The organism is Novipirellula caenicola (assembly GCF_039545035.1).
Lineage (GTDB): Bacteria > Planctomycetota > Planctomycetia > Pirellulales > Pirellulaceae > Novipirellula > Novipirellula caenicola.
In genome coordinates this window covers 923,997-944,108 of record NZ_BAABRO010000002.1, presented here as the reverse complement: position 1 = coordinate 944,108, position 20,112 = coordinate 923,997, and the positions used below count along the sequence as shown (strand labels likewise).

Sequence of the window (20,112 nt, the reverse complement as noted above, 5' to 3'; positions counted from 1 at the left end):
GAGCAAGGACGAAAACGAATGCGTTTTTACATTCCAGCCACTGCGGCTGCCGCAGTGATACATTCCGTAGCGGAACTCGCGCGTCCGTTTTGGCGGGCATAAGTCAAGCCAACGAAAGTTCGGACGGGCTGTTGATTTAGTGAAGTTTCCTGCGGCAGGGGTGTATGACGGACTTCCTCGTCCGTCAATGGTGTATTCGACGGACTAGGAAGTCCATTGTACGCCTAAATCAACAGCCCGCCCGCGACTTCCGCTACAAAGCTCAATCCGTCGCAACGCCGTGCTTAATCTTCGGGACGTTCGCCAGCGGGGGCCATCTTGACCAACTTGGGATCAAACCGAGCCACGGTGTCTACCAAATCGCGTTGCGACGCCATGACTTCATCAATGTCCTTGTACGCCATCGGAACTTCGTCCAACCCGGCCGACATCAACGTTACGCCTCGCTTGGCCAAAAACGGCTTCACGTCTGTCCAATTGAATTGACGCTTTGCTGCGGTTCGGCTCATCTTGCGGCCTGCACCATGTGCCGCACTTTGCAGCGACGACTCGACACCGTTGCCGCGAACCACGTACCCCGGTGCCCCCATCGAACCGGGGATGATCCCCAATACTCCGGCCCCCGCAGGCGTGGCTCCTTTTCGATGGACAATTAACTCTTCACCCGCATGGGTTTCTTTCCAAGCGAAATTGTGGTGATTCTCGATATCCAGGATCACATCGACACCAAGGTGTTTGGCGATTGCTTTGTGAATGCAGGCATGATTCGCCGCAGCATATTCTCCCATCAAATTCATCGCCGCCCAGTACTCGCCGCCCGCTTGAGAATCGAGATCCAACCAAGCAAGGTTGACGAGTTCACGCGGCAGCTCGGGATGCAATTGCTTGGCCACACGGCTGTAGTAATCACACACCGCCGCTCCGGTACCTCGCGACCCGCTGTGGCTGAGCAGTGCCAAATATTGCCCCGGTTCCAGGCCAAGATCCGGACGCGGAAGCGTCAAAATCCCGAACTCAACAAAGTGATTTCCACTTCCGCTGGTTCCCAATTGTTTCCACGCCTTGTCACGGTTCATTTTGGTGATGTGGGATACGTTCCAATCGGCATCCATCACATCATGTTGACGAGGCTTGCGAAACCGAGCTCCGATTCCGAACTGCGTCTCTCGTTCGATCGCCCCCCGCAACCGGTCCTGCTGTTTCTCCAATGCGGTAGTGGGTAAATCCAAGACCGTCATTTTCATACGGCAAGCGATATCGACACCCACGGCGTAGGGAATCACGCAATCTTTGGTCGCCAACACTCCGCCGATCGGTAGCCCGTACCCTTGGTGCGCATCCGGCATCAACGCTCCGCTGTGCGAGATTGGCAATTCGCAGGCATGAGCCATCTGCTGGACGGCGGTCGGATCGAGATCGCGGCCCCATTGTCGCCAAGGCGCAGCTTGCTCGCGACCGACGTAACGCGACTGGGCAGCGAACACCCCCGCCAACTCGGCCGCCAATTTCCCCCACAATTCATGGTCAAGGTACGATGTTGGCGAGCCGACGACGCTGGCGATCGTGTCACGAAGCACAGTGCGTTGCAGACCCGATTCTGCTGCCAATCGGATCGTTTCTTTGGCGATCTGCATCGCCGATCCTTTGGGAACGCCAAGATTGCTGAGTTCACGTGTTTTCATCATAAGTCGCGATTTCTTTCGGTCGCTATGCGAACGCGGGACAGCGTCCCATGCCACTGTCTAAATCCACAGTCCCCAATGCATCAAGACAACGATGGAGCCAATAGGCTCGCCATTTTCAACGAAAACTTTTCTATACTTCTCGCTTTTCGCACATCGAAGGATGCTTGTTGTTCAATCCCAATGCCACAAAATGATGAATTCAGATTAACATGTTTCGGCACACCATGACGATTTCTAAACGCGATCGATTTCCCGGGCGAACCACAGTGAACTCAGCCATGCTTCAGCTCCCAACCCCATCCGCACAACGATGCTTGCGTTTTGCTTTTTTTGTCTTGCTTTTCGTCACATGCGAGGTTGCCGCTAGCCGCTCGACTCTGTTTGCGGCGTCTAACGACCGCCCCAACTTGTTGATCGTATTGGCCGATGACATGGGCTATGGCGACCTTGGCTACACCGGCAGCCAGCAACTGCAGACGCCGCACCTTGATTCGCTCGCGAAATCGGGCGTCTTCTGTAGCGAGGCGTATGTTACCAGTTCCGTTTGTTCTCCATCGCGAGCGGGGCTTCTGACCGGACGTGATCCCCGCCGCTTTGGCTACGAATCGAATTTGAATCAATCCGCTGCCGCGTATGGCACGCGTCCCGAGTTGCTCGGATTGTCACCGAGCGAGCACACATTGGGTGATCAACTTCGCTCTGCCGGTTACGCCACCGCGCTCGTTGGCAAGTGGCATTTGGGTAGCCACGAAGCCCATCATCCTAACGCTCGCGGCTTTGACCATTTTTGTGGCATGTTGGTCGGCAGCCACAATTACTTTCCCACCCCCGACAAACATCAATTGGAGCGAAACGGAGAACCGCTGCGTGAGTTTTCGAGTCCTTACCTGACGGACTTTTTCACCGACGAAGCCCTTCGCTGGATCCAAGGCCAAGACGAAGCGGCATCGCAGCCTTGGATGGTGATGCTTTCCTACAACGCCCCTCATACGCCGATGCAGGCAACGGATCAAGATCTTGCAAAGTTCGCTCATATCAGCGATCCCAAACGTCGCACTTACGCCGCGATGATGTACGCCCTGGATCGTGGGGTCGGACGCGTCCGTGCCTATTTGGACGAAACCGACCAGCTCGAAGAAACCTTGATCGTTTTCTTTTCGGACAACGGTGGCGCCACCAATAATGGCAGCTGGAATGGGCCGCTTTCAGGCGTCAAAGGCTCTCTGCGTGAAGGCGGCGTTCGCGTGCCGATGATTTGGTCATGGCCTGGGCAGTTACCTGCCGGCAAACGAACCGACGCGGTGGTTTCAAGCTTGGATGTGTTGCCCACGTTTATGGCGGCGGCTGGGGCGGAGCTGTTACCACTGAAGCCGTCTCCTTCGCACGAGGACAAACGCAATCGCCGACGCGCCGAAGCAAAATACGGAGCCTACGATGGCATCAATTTGTTGCCACAGCTTCGCGGAGAATCGGCCCCGGCTACTCGCACGCTGTTTTGGCGACTGCAAGGTCAAACAGCGGTTCGCGATGGCGAGGACAAACTGATCACGCTGTCGCATCGTCCCGCTCAATTATTTCAAGTGACCAGCGATCTTGCGGAAGCTGACGACCGTTTTGATGCCGACCGCTCACGTGCCGAACAGCTCTACAAGATGCTGGGAGAATGGGAAGCATCGCTGGCCACGGTGCCACTATGGGGCTCCTCTCCGATGTGGGACGCCGAAAGTGCAAAACACTACGATGATTGGGGCGTGAAGTCAGAGCCTCGCTGATTTCGCAATCCATGACTGCCATTGCGAATGGCAGTCGCCAGAGGACGAAGTAACACGCGAAGAAGTCGCTCAGGCAAGTAACACGGCGTTATCGTGTCGCCATTTCGCGGCCCTGCACCCAGCCTCGCATCTGAAAGCCCGCGGTTCGCCAGCGACGAAAACACCATCGCGAAACCAGATAGACCGCAGCGACGCTGACCCCATGGCGAACGAAGATGGAAAACCATCCAATTTGGACGAAGGGTTGTCCTGCGTTGACGATCGACATGTAGGCATATTCGGCTAACGTCGATAGCGAGATCGAAAACAGCAACAACACCACGGCGACACGGTGCCGTCGCAAATAGCTTAGCGAGGCCGCCCACAACACGATTAAATCGGCAATGATATCGGCGGCGTGGTAAAGCATCATGACTAAATCATTCGGTGGATAGCTCACCACGACCGAGCTGCTGAGTTCGGGTTCAAACAGCCGCCGCATCCCCTGATACACCGCCATCAAAACGGCAATCAAAAGCGTCATCAGGAAAATCCCCGCAATGCTCCAGCGCTGCGGCGATGGCGACGACAGCGGGGCCGAGACCTTGTCATCCCGGGTATCCATCAAGCGGAATTGCCAAAGCCGTCCTGGGACACTCATCCCTAACAGATACAGCGGAACGACGATCAGGTGGAAAACGAGCATCAAGCCAAGCATCCCATACCATCGCTCTCCAAACATCTGCCACATCTGAAAGTCCAAGTAGGGATACAGATTCAGCGCACTGTAGCTGGCAATCAGCAAACCGAGGATCTTCCAAGACGGTCGCCGCGGCGCCGGCCATTGCCACCACACCGCGATTTGCAGCGCAGCAGCGACCAGGATCCCCTGAGTAATCCCCATCAATCCTGACGAAATCACTGACACAATCGTCGTTTCACCCAAGGGGCCGCCATAAACGAATTGGGAATTGAGCAGCGATGCCGCAATGTTCGTCACGAACCAAACCGCGATCAGAATGGCCGCAGTGGCGAGGAAAATGCGGCGACGACTTGATGCGGGATCACGAAGGCTGGTGGCAGGCCGCTGGCTTACAGCCTCCTGCATTTCATGCCCGTGGGGTACAGGACTAAATGGATCTTGATCAAAACTATTCATTCGTTTCCAGCCTTACCGCAATCCGGGCGTCATCAGGGGTTACATCGGGCGATCCGTAGGCCCGGATGACTAGGCACCGATTCACAGTCGACGAGGCGCACTTTCACCGGTACGTAAGTTGCACTTGTGCTTGGATTTGGTTTATTGATTTGTATCGCAGCGTAAAACGCACATTTTTTGCTGACCTGCGATGGCTGTGGCGACGCGTGCGTCACTTTTTTAGGGAGATCCACTGCTTTGACTGCCCCTCATGCTGATCAAACGATGCGTGCCGTGGTCTACGACGACTATGGCGATGCCGACGTCTTGCACGTAACAAGTCTTCCCGTCCCACGGCGATTGCCGGGTCAAGTGTTGATTGAGGTCTTGGCGTCGAGCGTCAACCCGATCGACTATAGGCTTCGCAGCGGAGAAATGAAAGGGTTGCTGCCGGGCGGATTTCCTCGTGTGCCCGGCTACGATGTCGCCGGAGTGATTGCTGATTGTGCCGACGACGCCCCCTTTTCGCCTGGCGATCGGGTGATCGCATTTCTTGATCACGCTCGTGGCGGCGCGCTCGCCGATTTCGCAGTCTGTGCAGTCGACGTGACCGCAAAAATCCCCGATTCGATGACGATCGAAGAAGCCGCCGCGATCCCGTTGGCGGGCACCACCGCACTGCAATCGTTGCGAGACCATGGCAATATGGAAGCCGGTGACCACGTGCTGATCAACGGAGCAAGCGGAGGCGTCGGAATGTTTGCAGTTCAGATCGCCAAGGCCTTCGGTTGTCACGTCGATGCGGTCGCCAGCGGTGACAACGAAACATTTTGTTTATCGCTCGGAGCCGACCATTTCTACAACTACGAGAAAGTCGACTTTACCGAATCAAGTGAGCGTTGGGATTTGATCTTCGATGCCGCAGGCAAATCAGGCTATTTCGAATCACGTGACGTGCTGAACCCCGATGGCCGATACGTATCGACCGAACCGGACGTCAAGGGCATGTTGATGACGCTTGTCACGTGGCCGCTGTCAAAGTCGGGGACGGTGATGTTAGCGAAACCGTCCGCTGATGATCTTCGTGAACTGATCCGTTTGTACGAACAAGGCAAATTGTCGATCACGATCGACAGTTGCTACGATTTCGCCAACGCCGCAGCCGCACATCGACGCGTTGAAGACGGAGTCGATCAAGGCAAAGTCGTACTGCTAAACAAGCCCAACGCCGTTTAGAGTCACGCCGCTGAAACACTCTTGAGCCGAGTGCCGTAAGGCACCGGGTTACGAATAAACGCTTGAGCCGTGGGCCGTAAGGCATCGGGTAATGCGTGGGACCCGGCCGCTTACGCGTCGCGGCTCACTGTTTAAACGCTGGCGAGCCGCCCGGTTGCGGCGTTTGGACCAACCGGTTGCGCCCGAGCGGTTTGTCCCCAACACAATCGGCTGCGACCTTTTCGCAACCGATCGATGGATTCGCCGCGTCTGCGTTGACTTCGAAAGTCGACGCGGCACTAGTCGTCGCGACGAACGAATTTGCAGAATCGACTGAGCTCGTTCTCGGATGTCTTATCTTCGTACAGAAAGGCAAGTTTTTCGGAGTCAAATTTTTCGAAGAACATTTCCCACGAAATGGTCGAAAGCCGATCGTTTCGCGAGCCATACGGAAAATCGATTCTCAACAGCCCCGCCGAATCGCTGTCGTCCGCGGTCGATTCCACCGTGGCTGGAACACCGCCGCGTTCTTCCACCCATTGGCGAATCGTTTCGTGGTCAGTGGTGGTCGATGCCATTTTGCTTCTCCTGTGTGTAATTCCGAATACCGATGATTCTGTGATTAACCACGCAAATCGCTTGCCAAAGGCACATCGGTTGCACCATTAAGTTCCGCTTGCGGGCGGCAACCCAATGCGGTCATCGCATACTCAGGTTGCAAGGGTTCGTTTTTCCGGAACGTCACGCCAATGACGCCGACACACTCCGCCCCAGTCACGCGGGAAAACCGCCTTCTTGTTTACGTTGTCCGGGGGGACCATTATGAAAGTTATCGTCTTTCTTCAGCGAATCATCACGCATGTTTTTCGGGGGCGATATGGTGCCTCCGACGTCTATACCAACGTCCCAATTGAACAAGACGAAATCGAGTTCATCGGCGGGCCTTATGACGGACTGCTGCAACCTTGTTCGCAAGTCGATCGCGTTCCCAGGTCGGTGTGGCTAGCCGTCAGCGTAGCCGCGTTGCGATTCCTGGGGGGCGAGCCCCGATCAGAGCCGTCCGAAGTGCGAAGCGCCGCACTGTATCGGCTGGAACGCCGTGGTGGTAAACCACGCTATCTGTTCGTTGAACAACAAATCCTCGACGGTGGTAGCCTTGCTCGATAAGCCTCTCGGCATCTGTCTCGACACAGCGTGTCCCGTGCACTGTATCCTGTGCGATGAGTCCGGTGTAATCAGTCTTGCCTAGTCGGCCGAAGCATGTCACGGATAGATCGATACACCAGCTGTCGAAGTGGTTGTCATCCGGTCACGTGGATGCCATCGCGCAGACCCCGCCGACCTTTCCCGCAATCAAGGCGACCGACTGCGACAATTACGATACGAAAAAAACGCATAGCGAAGATCGCTATGCGTTTTCGTTTCTGGCAAACGAGCAAATCGTTTACGGTTGTGGCGATGGTGATCGCTTATTCGATTTCTTCTACCGCGTCATCGTCATCAAGCTCTTCGAGTTGATCCGCTTTCTCTTCGCCTTGCGACTCGATGCGATCGGCCTTGTTTTCGCCACGCTCTTCGATGGCATCGGCTTTCGCTTCACCGCGGTCTTCGATAGCGTCAGCACGCTCCTCGGCATTGTCTTCTACCGCTGGCTTAGCCGACTCGTAGCGGTCGCGAATGTTTTCGGCGGTTTGCTGGCTTTCTTCGCGGATCGCCTCAGCGGTCGATTGCGATTCATCGCGAACATCCGACGCATACTCTTGCGTGTTGTCGCGAACGGCGTCAGCCTGCTCGTCGTACACGCTGTCGTTGCATCCGGCGGCGGCCAAACAAACCGAAAGTGCCAATGTGGAGATTGCAAGTTTCATCGTTTTTGTTCCTAAACTTATCGAGGGTGGGAGGTTTTGCTCTGAACATCAAAAATGGCTAGCCGTCAGGTCGCTGGCACCCATTGCAACCACACGCCGTTGACTGGCCATGGATAGGGCATAGACGCAAGCGGTGTGCCACATCCAAAAATTTCAGTAGCGATGCCAATTTGCTTCATTCGCCGCACGCTTCCGGCCAAAATTGGTCGCTCAGCGTTAGCGGTGGCCGCAAACCAGCCAGCCGCCTAAGGATTGGCCCCCTTCAAATACGCCTCGCGGTATCCCGAAGCCGCCATCGGGGCGGCGGCCTCGAAGCCACCATCGACGCTCCAGCGTGCTCCGGTCACAAACCCACTCTTCTCGCTTGCCAGGAACTCGATCACCGCCCCCACTTCATCCGGATAGCCTGGCCGACGAACCGGAATGGCCGGGCGAACCGAATTCTCGATATCTTCGGGCCCCATATCATTCATCGGCGTGGCAATCTCGCCGGGCGCCACCGAGTTGACCGTGACGTTCAGCGGCGACAGATCCAGTGCCAAACACTTGACCAAGCCTCCTAACGCATGTTTGCTCATCGTGTAAAGCGTATCGCTGGGATTTGCCATCACCTCATGCACGCTAGTCACCACGATGATCCGTCCAGGGGTTGGCCGTGGTGGCCCGTCGAGCCCCTTTGGCAACAGATGCTTGATGCTGCGTTGGATCGCGATCATCGCACCGAAGGTGTTGACGTTAAAAATCTTATACGCGGTGTCCAAATCCACGTCCGGCATCTTTTTGCGAACCATCATTCCTGCGTTACTGATCATCACATCCAAACCGCCCAATTGATCCACCATCGCGTCAACGCAGGGATTGGCGGATTCAGGATCTGAAAGGTCAAGTTGCTTGACGACACAGCGACGTCCGAGCGACTCCACTTCGGCAGCCGTATTCTGGGCCTCCTTGTCGTCGGTCACATAGGTGATGGCGACATCATATCCTGAGCGAGCCAAACAGAGCGCAGCGGATCGTCCAATGCCAGTGCTGCCACCAGTGATGATTGCTTTTCGTGAATTCATTGTATTCGTTTCAGAGTTAGAGATCGGTCGCAACCATCATCGACGCGTAGGTACGATCGGGACGGGGCGACTGAGACAGGACGGTTAAGACAGTGCAATGGAAATACGGGCATCGGAGCGACAGATCGATGGCGAGCCCGGGCGGTCAGACAAATGATCTGCGTTTGCGGCTGCCAATATTGAAAGAATCGTCGAGGCAAAATACATACCATCCCGTCCCCGCAAATTGGCTCAAAACGAAGCCCCGCGTCGAACTTTTTAAGTTGCGTTTATATCACAACCCGAGAAGCGTCAACGAGGGAATCTCGGTCATGACACGGTCCCTCGCTGACGCGTCGGGTTGTGATTTGCCGAGAAAAACGACGATAGCGCAACGTCAAACCGAGGGACGCGGGAAATCCGAAAATCAGGCGTGATCGCCGTCGCGCCGTTCCTCATCCCGTGGGCCGCGATTAGATTTCTTCGTCAACAAAGATGATATGGCGAAAATAATGTTGCGACTCGAAACTGGCACCCAACGCCCCGATCAGCAAACTCAGTGAAGCGGCAAACACCGCCATGTGAGGCCGATCTATCGAGTTCAGTTGACGTTCAGTATGAATCGTCGACGATGCCCATGTAACAATTAGCTCGTTGGGGAACAAAAAATGGGCCAAGATCGCGCCTACAACGAACAATGCCAACCAAGTCGTCGCCATGCCCACAAAGACAATGCCAAACGCTGCGGCGGAAGTGACCACCGATTGTTCGCTTCGCCGCGTCCCACGACGTACCAACAATTGTTGCCGGAGCACCACGTAGAATGTGGTGGACAACATGGTGATCACAAACAACACGAACACATTCCCAGCCCCTTGAGCCAGAGCCAAGTCCCATGCTTCTGCAGTCATCAACAGCACCGCCAGCGTCGAAAACGCGGCGATCGTCAACCGGCTCAACCGCTGAGGAAACTGCCATGGACGTGCGGCCCAAATCGCTTGGTAGATCTCTTTGCGATTGATCCACGCAGCACGGAATGCAAATGTCGGATAGGCCAACCGTCGTCCGGCACCTTCCTCGAGTCGTTGATCGGCGATCTCGGCGAGCGCTGCCCGCTGACGTGCCAAACTCTCACTATCGATCCCGGCCATCAAGTCGAGCGCTTGCGCATTGGGGGGATGATACAGCAAGTCATTGGGATGATCACTTTTTGCCAACCCAGTCAAGTGCCCAATGCTATGCAACATCAACCGGCTCAACCGACGAGCGATTCGCTCGATCCGTTCTTCGGGATTCGCTTCGACCCCTAATGCCTGAGGGTCAATCAACGACATCGAGATGATCGCGGTATCCAACGGCCGGCTGAGGGCTGCAAAACAGTAGGGCGAATAGTTGCCCACCAGTTCAGCGGCCGTCAAGACAAACGCAAAGTCCCAGTGCCGCGAATCTCGTTCTTCGACCGCCTGTTGCAGCAGCAAACTCGGCTCGACTCGACCGCTGACACTCATGCTGGTCCCCGCCAGCTCGGGGCGTTTGATCTCAAAAAAATGAAACCGAAACGAGGGAAACAACTCGGACAGACGAGCATCGGTTTGTTCGACAGCTAATTTCGCGGCCTGCGAATCCACTGCATCCAGTGGCCCCGCGACAATCACTCCGATTTCAATCAGGCTGCCATTGCCGTTCCCGTTTCCCGCTGCGTTGGGATGACCGCCCGCGATTGGACTAACCGCGTTTGCACGGTCCGCCGCAATTGGATCGGCAGCGTGTGATAGAGGGGCATCGGGAAGATCAGTCATGACAACGCTGTTCTACTGTATTGTTCGCGATCCGCGTTTATTGCTTACTGGAAACCACTTTGATGCCCATAGCGAATCCCCCCGTCGGCAAATCCCGCGACTGGGGCGGCTCAGTATCACCGCTGTGAAATCTGCAGTGTTCGGAAAACCAACAGGGATCAAACACAAAAACTAAAATGGACCGAGAAGCCGTCTGGCTTCAAAGGCTTTTGGCTCTATTGGGTTTGACACTATAACACGCTCGTCTAGTCATCACGCCGCGGGGTTACTGCAATGACGTGCAGGGAAACTGCAATCGATTGCAGACGAATCGTCATTTCCGTGGCCGAGCGACGGAGTTTCCGCGGGCTCATTGCGGAATTCCCACTATTTTGAAAGACTTCGCCCTTAGCCGATCACGGTTGCGACCACGCCGATCGCGGCGATGATCCCTCGATGTATTACCAATAGATTAAATCGCAGCAGCATGCCTCAAAATCAAATGAATCCGACGATGTTTGACGTGCCCGATGGCCGCGGGGTTAGGCGTTTTGCTGCAAGTTTGGCCATTTTCAGTCTGATCGCACTGACAGTCACCACTTGGATTCTGTTTGATGTCGCGAGAGAACAAGAGATCGTTGCACGGATCATCCAACATTTGCCCGAGAGCGACATGGCAGTAGCCCAAGAGCTTTCGGGAGACCTGCGATTGCGAAGCAAGCTATCGTTCCTGTTGGTACTGAATATCATTGGCACGGCAATTGCCTTTGCCTTCGTCATTCGCGGCTATTTGTCCAGTGAACGGTCCTTGCGAGATGCGCAAGTGTTGGCCACCGATATCCGTGCCAGCATGGATGGAGGCATCATTACGACGGATCGAAACGGAACGATGACAAGTTTGAACCCACGCGGTCGCGAACTGCTAGGCCTTGGCGAAAACGAAGGCGTGGGGATGACGCCGTCTCAGGCGGGCCCCGAGCATGCGTTGCTCGAATCGATTTGCAACGAAGTCAATTTGCGTCAAACCGCGATCCGGGATCGCGATTACACGATCAATCGAAATGGCCATGAACAAACCCTGCGTGCCGGTTGCACCCGACTTAAAAACCAGCGAGATGAAACCATCGGTACGGTCATTCATATTCGCGACGTCACCGAGCGTGTGTTAATGGAGCAACGGTTGCGACGGATGGAACGTTACATGGGGCTAGGTTCGTTAGCCGCGGGGCTGCAGCATGAAATCAAGAACCCGCTTAGCGCCCTTTCACTGCATATCCAATTGTTGTGCGAACGGCTTGCCGGCGACACGCATGACAACGAAACCCAAGAACTGCTGAACGTGCTTCACACCGAAGTTGCTCGCATCGCCAATGTGCTGGACAGCTTTCGCAACTACGCGTCGGTCAACGAGCTGGGCCGTTCGTGGGTTGACGTTGCCACGTTGATCGAAAAGCTTGTCCGATTTCTGCATCCCCAAACCAAAAAGCAAAACATCTCGGTCAAAGTCGATTTGCCCCCGGAATCACTCGGTGCGATCGAAGCCGATTCGGTGCGACTTGAACAAGTGCTCTTAAACCTTGCACTGAACGCACTCGCAGCGATGCCTCAGGGAGGAACCTTGCGATTTCGCTTGAGCAAGAAGGAAGATTTTCTAAGGATCGATGTGGCGGACACCGGGAATGGAATCCCGCCGGATATTCAATCACAAATCTTTGACCCCTATTTCACCACCCGCAACGAAGGTACCGGGATGGGGTTGGCGTTGTGTGACAAGATTATTCGCCAGCATGCCGGTAGTATCGACTTTAGCACAGGCCCGAGCGGGACCGAGTTTTCGGTGCTGTTGCCAATGGAAGAAACCCCATGAGCTCAGATGCATTCACATTGCTGATCGTCGACGATGAACCCAACATTCGCTCGGGACTAGCGCGTGGTTTGGCTGCGGAAGCCGACGTGGTCGAGACGGCTGAAAACGCCGACGATGCTTTGGCGAAATTCGCACAGACGAATTATCAATTGGTGATCGCCGATGTGCGGCTCAACAGCGGCATGACCGGTATCGAGTTGCTGAAAAAAATACGCTTCTCACGGCCACAGACTGCGGTGATCATGATCACCGCACACGGCACCGTCGAAATGGCGGTCGAAGCCATGCATGCGGGGGCCTTTGACTTCATTTTGAAACCGCTCGATTTAAACTTGATCCGCCAACAAGTCCGCAAGGCCCGCGAGTATCACCAACTTCGGGTTGAAAACCAACGGCTGCGATCTCAACTCGCCAGCGCCGGCGAAATCTCGAACATCATCGGTGGTTGCGCGGCAATGCAGGGCGTATTTCAGCATATTCGCCAAGTGGCCGCGACCGAAGCGACCGTGATGATCCGCGGTGAAAGCGGTACCGGTAAAGAACTCGTTGCCCACGCACTGCATGACCTTAGCGATCGCAGCGACGGGCCGTTCGTTGCGGTCAACCTCGGAGCGATGCCTGAAACGCTGTTGGAAAGCGAGCTGTTTGGTCATGAAAAGGGAGCCTTCAGTGGTGCCGCGAGGCAGAAGCCAGGCTGCTTTGAACAGGCTGCCGGTGGCACCTTGTTTCTGGACGAAGTCACGGAGATGTCCGCCAAAAGCCAAGTCGACCTGCTGCGAGTGCTCGAATCGAAACAATTCACTCGCGTCGGCGGCGAACAGGTCTTGCAAACGGACGCACGCGTTGTCTCTGCGACCAATCGTTCTGTCCAAGACATGATTGCCGATGGCACGTTTCGCGAGGACTTGTTCTACCGCTTGAACGTGATCCCGATCGAAGTCCCTCCGCTGCGTGAACGCCGCGAGGACATTCCGCTGTTGGTCGAACACTTCTTGGAACATTTTTGCAAGCGTCACGGCCGACCATCGAAACGACTTGCCCCCGAAGCGATGCAAACACTGGTTGCCGCGCACTGGCCAGGCAACGTTCGCCAGCTTCGAAACGTGATGGAACGGATCGTGGTAACACATACCGGAAATGTGATTCACAGCGGAGAACTGCCCGCCGAACTGTCACGAAAAGAAGGAGCCCATCGAGCACTGCCTCGTTCATTGGCCGAGGCGGTCGAGGTTTGCGAGCGAGAGACGATCCATTTGGCACTGGAGGCTTGTGAGTCGCACCGCGAAAAAACGGCCAAGGCACTCGGGGTCAGCGTCCGCACACTGCACTACAAGATGGGCCGCTATGGTCTGCACTGACCCTTTGCGAAAGTTTTAACGTTGCGAGTTTTTCACAACCCGACGCGTCAACGAGGGAATCTTCATCTTGACTCGGTCCCTCGCTGACGCGTCGCGTTGTCATTTGCCGGGTGAAACGGCAATAACCCAGCCTCAAGATGCGATCACGGGCTGCGCGTCTTTCTGAGTCGAAATCGATTCTGCACTCCCGATTCCGTAGGTGTCGATTCGCCGCAGCCGAATTCCGGTCCAAAATCATGCATTTCCGCTGACGCAAATGCGACTCCTGATCATGACGTCGCCACAGGGGGGGCAAAGTCTGGAGCGATCACAAACGGCAAGACTCGGCGAACGGGACACTCGGTCGTATCGATGATCTGTTCGGCGTTGGCTGCCAACTGCAACGCGGCTTGCGACAACTGTCCGGTCGTGATTCCGAATTCATCCCGGCTGCAAAACGTGGCATCCCGGTCACATTCCGCAAATAACGCGGCAGCACGTTCGGAGTGACGACGCACACCGGTTGAACTTCCCTGGCGTGCTTTGACACCCGCAGCGGCGAGCTTGATTAGTCCTTTCACGAACGCGGCTCGCATCGTCGTCGGTTCCGCTGCCTTCCAGATCGTCTCCCACGCTTCGTGTGATTCCCAATAATAGCCATGGTTCAGTAGATCGATTGCCAAATAGTGCAGGTGAGGAAACGACGACGGATTTTGCATCCCCGCATCCTCATCGCATTGATAGCGGTGACCGCCTACTCCGGAAACAGGATGCGGATGCATTCCCGGGACAAACGCATAGGGCGGAAATGGACGCGAACTCAATCGCGGTGGCAGTGGAGGAATCACCAGCCGAATCATAGGATAAAAGCGATACGTTGCAAGTTTTTGTCTGGTCAACCGAGTTCAGCGTGTCGGTGGAAATGACCTCCATCACCACAATCCGCTGTACGCAAGAAAGTGTACGCAAGATAGTAACGTGCACTGAACCGAGGGAGCCCCCACGGCCTCGGGCTTGCGATCGATCGCTTTGCCACCAGCGGTTTACAACGATTGTTGACGACCACTCAGTACGCAGGCGGGTCGCTGGCGGGAAACGATTCTGCACTGGCTTCGTCAATCGAATCCACGACTCCGTGTTCAGGATCGAATTTCATTTGCTTGCTAGCAGTAGACGATCCTTTTGATTCGGACGATGCATCGGGCTCAGCGTCGCTCCAGCCAATCGCCAACGTCGCCGCTTCACGCACCCGATCGAGCAACTCGGGGTAGCTGTCTGGCTCGGGCTGTTGACTGAATTCTTTCGCTTGCTGCTGACACGATGCCGATCCTTGCGTTTCCGCACGTCGCAGCAATCGTTGACAAAGTTCGTCCCACTCACGTGGTATCCACTCGTTTTTCATCGTTATCTCCCAATCGTTGCAAACCGCTCTCGAAAAACATCGCATCGCTTCCCGAATCAACGCCACCTCGCTTCGTGACCGGGGTATTCGTGATCGGGGTAGCTGATCCTGTGTGCATGCGAAGTGCCATCAAACCGCTTTGCAATCGGATTTCATGATTTTCTTCTGTCGGAACGGCTCAAATCGTTAACGGATCTGCGGCGGTTCAACACGGGCGAAAGTGGTGGCCAAGCGATCAGCTCGACCTCCGAAACAACGCTGCAAGAATAGATTGGTTCACCTCCTTCGGCAAAAGCCAGCACCGCTGGATCACTGCACCTTTTTGGCACAGCAGATGCATTCGCCTTTACGAAGTCTTGTCGTGAGTTTTGCGAACTCATGCAGTGACGAGAACTTCCATCATGTTGAATCAACACTCCCCATGGTTTTAAAGGAAAAATCAATGATTCGTACGCTTATGTTGTCGGCCGCGGTTGTTGTCAGCTCGGTTGTGATGTCAGGACAAGCCAGCGCGTTTGGACATCGTCATCATCGTGGTAGTTGCGCAAGCCAACCGGTCTATCAGACTCCGGTTCGATCCTACTACGGCACCTCGGCCTATACCAATTACCGATCGCCACGTGTGAGTGTCGGCTATGGAGGGTATGGTGGATACCGTGATTTTGGCGGATATCGAAATTACAGTGGCTATCGGGGCTACGGTGGGTACGGCAACTTTGGCCGCTCGTATTATGGAAATCCCGGATACCGATCCGGCGGCATTTCGATCGGAATTGGTCGTGGTGTCGGCATCGGTGGATTGGGGTACCGCGGCTATGGCCTAGGTTGGTAGCCAAGCGGCTTCGATTTGCATCCGCGCGACCGATCGGCGTGCTGCTGATTCAGTCACCAGGAAATCAGTAGCAGTGAGCCCAGTGCCGTAATGCACCGAGTAAAATGTGGGCCCCGGCCGGTCACGCGTTTTGAAGTTGCTGTTTTTGTGCCGGAGGCACTTTATGGGATAGCCTTGGACTTTTTAGTCCAAGGTTTCGGTTCTGAAATTGGGACCCAGTCGCGGAGCGACATTCTGTAGCGAACGATCAAGTCACAAAACGTCCCGCTGGGACTCGATTGATATTGGCGAAAATCACTCGGACTAAAGTCCGAGGCTATCGAAATTTGTCGCTCCGCGACAGCAAATAGCGCAACTTCAAAACTCACGCGTCGCGGCTCACTAAATCAACACAGCCGGACGGCTGCCGCAGACCATCCCATTTCTCAAGCGAGCCGGAAGCGACCGTCGCCATACAAAATGTAGTTGGCCCAGTCGTTTTGCTTTGCAACGGCAAGCTGTTTTCGTGCTTGCGTGACCGAATCACGCAGCGTCAAACCTGCGGTTAACCCCGTGTAGACCTCACCGGCAAAGGCGGCCGCCGCATCGTCCCCGACCTCCCAGAACGTACCGATAAACGCTTCGACACCACTACGCAACACCATCTCGGCGAGCGAATAACTTTCGTATTGCGGCGGTTTGGCGCGGCCGCGAACACGGCCCGCCTCACATGCATTGAAGATCACCACACGAGGAATCGGGGCAACGGCACTCAAATCTTGCGACGTCAGTCGCTGGTTCCCTGCCAGCAACAGACCGGATTGAGTCCGATCGTCTTCATCAAAGTAGGCGTGCCCACAATAATGCAGCACGTCGACTTGTTGCAGCATGTCAATAACATCGTCTCGCGTGACCGCTTGGTCGTCGTCTCCCAAACAGATCCACTGCACGTCGTTGCCCATCGCAACAAGCGTTCGCTTGATGGCAAGTCCTTCGCGGCGAGCTCCGTCGAGATCGTTCGTCGGATCGATGACCAACCCCACACTCAATTTCCTTGCCAAACGCGGACGACCGAACGAGGTCGACATGCGGCTTCCGCTGACCGCCAACCAACGGTGAATTCCACCCCGAATCGCGGGAACATCGTCGGCAAGATCTCCATCGGCGAATCGCATCAATTCGAAAGGAATTTTCGACGCGGTCACGTCATGAGTGATGGCGATCGGACAATTTTTACAGCGGTTCCAAAAATCATCCGCATTGTCACCAAACAACAACTTCACCAGTGCGATCCCGCGTTCCCGCAAGTCATCTTCGTGTGGCGTCAACTTGTTTCTGCTGCCACGACCTGTGGATAATTGGTCGATCGTTTGCGGATCCACTGGCACAGCGTGAGTCCATGCGACTCCGGTTCCATGTTGCGGTAACGCGGTCACATCGAGCACGTTGTCCTTGTATTTAACCAGCAAACTGAACCATGGGTACGACGTGGGTGGCTCGGCTTGAGTCGGTTTTAGAACCGTGGTCACATCGGTGTCATTACGCGGCCGCAACGTTTCCAACAACTGCCGGAACCGACCATCATCTGCTTCGACCCATTTGATCAACAAACCATCAGGACGCCTTCGAAAGCCTTCCAACATCGCTTTGACCGCATCTTCGTAGTGATGCAGCGTTGAACCGCCAAACGTGACAACAGCAAGTGAATCAAATCCTTCGGCACGGCATGTCAACATGATATGTTCGGCCGCTTCACGGATCGCCTTTTGCACGTTTGCCATCGTTTCATTATTCTCGGACACTTTGCCGAGCGACACGGCGCAAAGGTAGTCGACGTCAAGTTGGTCGCTGCGAACTCCAATCAAACGGCCGAGTTGCGATTGAGCCTGACGCACCATCCCCCCGGTGATCCGATCAATCGCGGCTCCGGCACCTTGTGGATCAACGTCCTCAAACACAGGTAACGCCAACACATCCGCGTGGGTTACCGAAGTGACGTTGCCGTGGATCGCTTCGATCCGAAGCTTGCCATCGCGAACCGTACGTAGCGTTCGCCAACGCATCAACCCTTCGGAAACCAGCGAGCTCAATAAGATGGGATCGGTTGCATTGAACAGCACTTCGTTTTGTTGGCGATCGAGTCCATTGAATTCTCGCCACTTCGCATCATCGTCACCCAACGCCTGAGCAAACTTGGCGATGAATTTCGCCAGTGCCAACAAATTTGTGGGCAGTTTTAACCGACCCCGTTTGGGATGATGATCAAAATCCCAGACCAGTCCAGTGAATCGGCGATTGCCGCCATAGCTTCGCTCGTCCCAAAAAGAATCGTCTTCATCGGGCCGCTGCATCAAGCGAGTCAATCGCCGCGTCAGCCCACCGAAGCCACCACACAAATAGACGGGTTGTTTCGCATCAAGGGCCCGGTACACCTCTTCGGCAACACCTGAAAATCGACCGCCATACCCGGCTTTCCCCTCGACTTCCCTCGGAAACAGTTGGCCTCCGATTGCGACGCGAGCGTCGGTTTCTGCCGTCATCACCGCTCTCATTTCCGATAGCAACATCCCAAACGGCAGATGTTCATATTCGTCCGAGGAAAAGATCCGGGCTCCTGCGAGATCTTTCGATTTACCCATGTGACGAAGTTGGCAGCGAACCGTCTCTGGGACGTCGTCCAGTTTTGAAGTGGCGGACTGAAATACCCGCAATCGCTGTGCGGGATTGATTGCCGTTTCGTTGTACGCATCGATCAACTCGCCAAGCAGCGGCGTCATCGAAGTGGCTCGGCCGATTTTAAAACCACCTCCGTAGCTGATCGAAGCCCCGCCTCCGATCAGACTTCGCGTCATTTGAACCACGGCATCCTGCAAATGCAGTTGCGTCTGCCCCAGTTCGAACTCTTCCTCACGAATGTACGACACCGATAAACCGACGCGAATGCCATCCAAGGGTGTTATCAATCGTCCCGCAGCGTCATTGCTGATCCCACGCCCGATCAACGACGATGGCGTGATTGGATGCAGCAAAGGGGCCGCTGCACGCAGCACTTCGCGGCCCTCGGGCGTCAACGCAGGATCAGGATACAAAACCGTACGTGTCGCCGCATCACGGAGCGGACCGCTTGTCAGATCGAGCAACTCGGGTGCACGGCCGATGACAGCGGTGTTCAGCGGCAACTGAGCTGTTGCGATAATACGATCGGCAATCAAATGAAAATGCACATGCCGCAAGTATTCAACCGCTGCCATCCGCAGCAAGGTTTCCCAGCGTACAACACGCTGCTGGGGATTCGTCGATTGCGTGTTAAACAACCACTGCGGAAACGCCGTCGGCGGAACCACATTCGCCGCTGGGGACGAAGCTTCGCGAGGTACCCACACGATGGGCCACCCCTGTTTCTTTGCCACAATGATTTCGCGATTCTGCAGTCGCGTCTCACCCGCCGACGATCCTTGCAACGCCACTAGCACCCCGGCCAATTGCCCCTGTGATTGAACGACGCGATCCACCACAGCGTCCTCCATCATCCCAATCGATGAAAAACATTGCCAAAGCGGCGAACGCTTTGCTCCGCTCGATTGCAACGACACGCTCCCCAGCACTGGATCAGGCACCGCAGTCGTTTTGGAAAGAAACAGATGAGGCCGAATCAGCTGAAAACGCTTCGCGGTATCCGATTGGTCGTGAATGCGAAAAAAACACTCTCCCATCGTTTTCAGTACGCAATCCACAACCGTGCTGATATCCTCTTTGCCCAGCACCGCATCGGCAACCTCGACCTTGCTCATCCGTTTTGCTTCACCCGACCAGCGAGCATCGGTCGGTACGAGCAGCTTGGTGAGTCGAACTTGCTCGCCACCGTAACGGTTCATCCGCTGGACAGTCTCGTCGGGCTCGAGCAGCAACGTGTTGGTTCCTGCCACCATCACGACCAAGACATGTTCGGCCAACGCGGTCAAGTGCGACCGAGTGTCGACCGCGTCTCGCTCGCAGTCACCGCCAATTGCGGCGTCGTTCAAATCAACATCAATCGCGACCGGAATCCCTGGCCCGAACGACAGCGGATCGTCGGGGTCGCGAGTCAGGACTTGGTAGAGTTCATGCCCCAATCGCTGCGCCCACTGACGATCCTCGTCCGACACCCGCGCGACAGCAATGGAAAACAGCGGCCGAGTGACCGCCGCAGAATCAGTGGATCGAGTCTCGCGGGCCAC

General features: G+C 55.5%; 15 protein-coding genes. 6 read left to right on the top strand and 9 right to left on the bottom strand.

The genetic code is table 11. The features are described 5' to 3' along the window. Positions 1–284: 284 nt before the first annotated feature. Positions 285–1,685 (bottom strand): RtcB family protein, encoded by a 1,401-nt coding sequence (locus ABEA92_RS07290; protein WP_345683144.1) that lies wholly within the window; start codon positions 1,683–1,685, stop codon positions 285–287. 335 nt (positions 1,686–2,020) lie between these two features. On the opposite strand from ABEA92_RS07290, the gene ABEA92_RS07285 reads away from it, so the two are divergent. Beyond that, the gene (locus ABEA92_RS07285) at positions 2,021–3,457 is read left to right on the top strand and encodes a sulfatase-like hydrolase/transferase (protein ID WP_345683143.1); all 1,437 of its coding nucleotides are present in this window, start codon (positions 2,021–2,023) and stop codon (positions 3,455–3,457) included. Between the two features lie 88 nt (positions 3,458–3,545). Here ABEA92_RS07285 and ABEA92_RS07280 read toward each other — a convergent pair whose 3' ends face one another. Further along, positions 3,546–4,595, bottom strand: coding sequence for a hypothetical protein (locus ABEA92_RS07280; protein WP_345683142.1), 1,050 nt, complete (start codon positions 4,593–4,595; stop codon positions 3,546–3,548). 264 nt (positions 4,596–4,859) lie between these two features. Between ABEA92_RS07280 and ABEA92_RS07275 the strand changes: the two genes are divergently transcribed. Then, positions 4,860–5,810 carry an NAD(P)-dependent alcohol dehydrogenase gene (locus ABEA92_RS07275; protein WP_345683206.1) on the top strand — a complete coding sequence of 317 codons (951 nt, stop codon included), beginning with the start codon at positions 4,860–4,862 and terminating at the stop codon, positions 5,808–5,810. A 278-nt stretch (positions 5,811–6,088) separates the two neighbouring features. On the opposite strand, the gene ABEA92_RS07270 is transcribed toward ABEA92_RS07275, so the two are convergent. Continuing rightward, entirely contained in the window at positions 6,089–6,367 is a 279-nt protein-coding gene (locus ABEA92_RS07270) for a hypothetical protein (RefSeq protein ID WP_345683141.1), read from the bottom strand. 244 nt (positions 6,368–6,611) lie between these two features. On the opposite strand from ABEA92_RS07270, the gene ABEA92_RS07265 reads away from it, so the two are divergent. After that, entirely contained in the window at positions 6,612–6,956 is a 345-nt protein-coding gene (locus ABEA92_RS07265; RefSeq protein ID WP_345683140.1) for a hypothetical protein, read from the top strand. A 302-nt stretch (positions 6,957–7,258) separates the two neighbouring features. Here the strand turns inward: ABEA92_RS07265 and ABEA92_RS07260 are convergent, their stop codons facing one another. From ABEA92_RS07260 to ABEA92_RS07250, 3 genes are all read right to left on the bottom strand, one after another. Beyond that, the gene (locus tag ABEA92_RS07260) at positions 7,259–7,657 is read right to left on the bottom strand and encodes a hypothetical protein (protein ID WP_345683139.1); all 399 of its coding nucleotides are present in this window, start codon (positions 7,655–7,657) and stop codon (positions 7,259–7,261) included. A gap of 245 nt (positions 7,658–7,902) precedes the next feature. After that, positions 7,903–8,721: an SDR family oxidoreductase gene (locus ABEA92_RS07255; RefSeq protein WP_345683138.1), complete on the bottom strand. Its 819-nt coding sequence runs from the start codon at positions 8,719–8,721 to the stop codon at positions 7,903–7,905. A gap of 452 nt (positions 8,722–9,173) precedes the next feature. Then, entirely contained in the window at positions 9,174–10,499 is a 1,326-nt protein-coding gene (locus ABEA92_RS07250; RefSeq protein WP_345683137.1) for a hypothetical protein, read from the bottom strand. Between the two features lie 466 nt (positions 10,500–10,965). Here ABEA92_RS07250 and ABEA92_RS07245 point away from each other — a divergent pair, with 466 nt between their 5' ends. Both ABEA92_RS07245 and ABEA92_RS07240 read left to right on the top strand, forming a co-directional pair. Then, the gene (locus ABEA92_RS07245; RefSeq protein WP_345683136.1) at positions 10,966–12,345 is read left to right on the top strand and encodes a two-component system sensor histidine kinase NtrB; all 1,380 of its coding nucleotides are present in this window, start codon (positions 10,966–10,968) and stop codon (positions 12,343–12,345) included. Further along, complete coding sequence (locus tag ABEA92_RS07240; RefSeq protein ID WP_345683135.1) at positions 12,342–13,703, top strand: sigma-54-dependent transcriptional regulator; 1,362 nt, start codon at positions 12,342–12,344, stop codon at positions 13,701–13,703. Before ABEA92_RS07245 ends, ABEA92_RS07240 begins: the two co-directional genes overlap by 4 nt. Before the next feature lie 269 nt (positions 13,704–13,972). On the opposite strand, the gene ABEA92_RS07235 is transcribed toward ABEA92_RS07240, so the two are convergent. After that, positions 13,973–14,530, bottom strand: coding sequence for a DUF309 domain-containing protein (locus ABEA92_RS07235; RefSeq protein ID WP_345683134.1), 558 nt, complete (start codon positions 14,528–14,530; stop codon positions 13,973–13,975). A 218-nt stretch (positions 14,531–14,748) separates the two neighbouring features. Then, positions 14,749–15,084 carry a hypothetical protein gene (locus ABEA92_RS07230; protein WP_345683133.1) on the bottom strand — a complete coding sequence of 112 codons (336 nt, stop codon included), beginning with the start codon at positions 15,082–15,084 and terminating at the stop codon, positions 14,749–14,751. A gap of 442 nt (positions 15,085–15,526) precedes the next feature. On the opposite strand from ABEA92_RS07230, the gene ABEA92_RS07225 reads away from it, so the two are divergent. Beyond that, on the top strand, positions 15,527–15,916 hold the full coding sequence (locus ABEA92_RS07225) for a hypothetical protein (RefSeq protein ID WP_345683132.1): 390 nt from the start codon (positions 15,527–15,529) through the stop codon (positions 15,914–15,916). A gap of 425 nt (positions 15,917–16,341) precedes the next feature. Here the strand turns inward: ABEA92_RS07225 and ABEA92_RS07220 are convergent, their stop codons facing one another. Continuing rightward, a complete protein-coding gene (locus ABEA92_RS07220) occupies positions 16,342–20,112 on the bottom strand; it encodes a CHAT domain-containing protein (RefSeq protein WP_345683131.1) in 3,771 nt (1,256 codons plus the stop codon).

Coding starts and splice junctions, on each gene's coding strand:
- ABEA92_RS07290 (WP_345683144.1), bottom strand. CDS start 1,685: ATGATGAAAACACGTGAACTCAGCAATCTTGGCGTTCCCAAAGGATCG.
- ABEA92_RS07280 (WP_345683142.1), bottom strand. CDS start 4,595: ATGAATAGTTTTGATCAAGATCCATTTAGTCCTGTACCCCACGGGCAT.
- ABEA92_RS07275 (WP_345683206.1), top strand. CDS start 4,860: ATGCGTGCCGTGGTCTACGACGACTATGGCGATGCCGACGTCTTGCAC.
- ABEA92_RS07270 (WP_345683141.1), bottom strand. CDS start 6,367: ATGGCATCGACCACCACTGACCACGAAACGATTCGCCAATGGGTGGAA.
- ABEA92_RS07265 (WP_345683140.1), top strand. CDS start 6,612: ATGAAAGTTATCGTCTTTCTTCAGCGAATCATCACGCATGTTTTTCGG.
- ABEA92_RS07260 (WP_345683139.1), bottom strand. CDS start 7,657: ATGAAACTTGCAATCTCCACATTGGCACTTTCGGTTTGTTTGGCCGCC.
- ABEA92_RS07255 (WP_345683138.1), bottom strand. CDS start 8,721: ATGAATTCACGAAAAGCAATCATCACTGGTGGCAGCACTGGCATTGGA.
- ABEA92_RS07250 (WP_345683137.1), bottom strand. CDS start 10,499: ATGACTGATCTTCCCGATGCCCCTCTATCACACGCTGCCGATCCAATT.
- ABEA92_RS07245 (WP_345683136.1), top strand. CDS start 10,966: ATGCCTCAAAATCAAATGAATCCGACGATGTTTGACGTGCCCGATGGC.
- ABEA92_RS07240 (WP_345683135.1), top strand. CDS start 12,342: ATGAGCTCAGATGCATTCACATTGCTGATCGTCGACGATGAACCCAAC.
- ABEA92_RS07230 (WP_345683133.1), bottom strand. CDS start 15,084: ATGAAAAACGAGTGGATACCACGTGAGTGGGACGAACTTTGTCAACGA.
- ABEA92_RS07225 (WP_345683132.1), top strand. CDS start 15,527: ATGATTCGTACGCTTATGTTGTCGGCCGCGGTTGTTGTCAGCTCGGTT.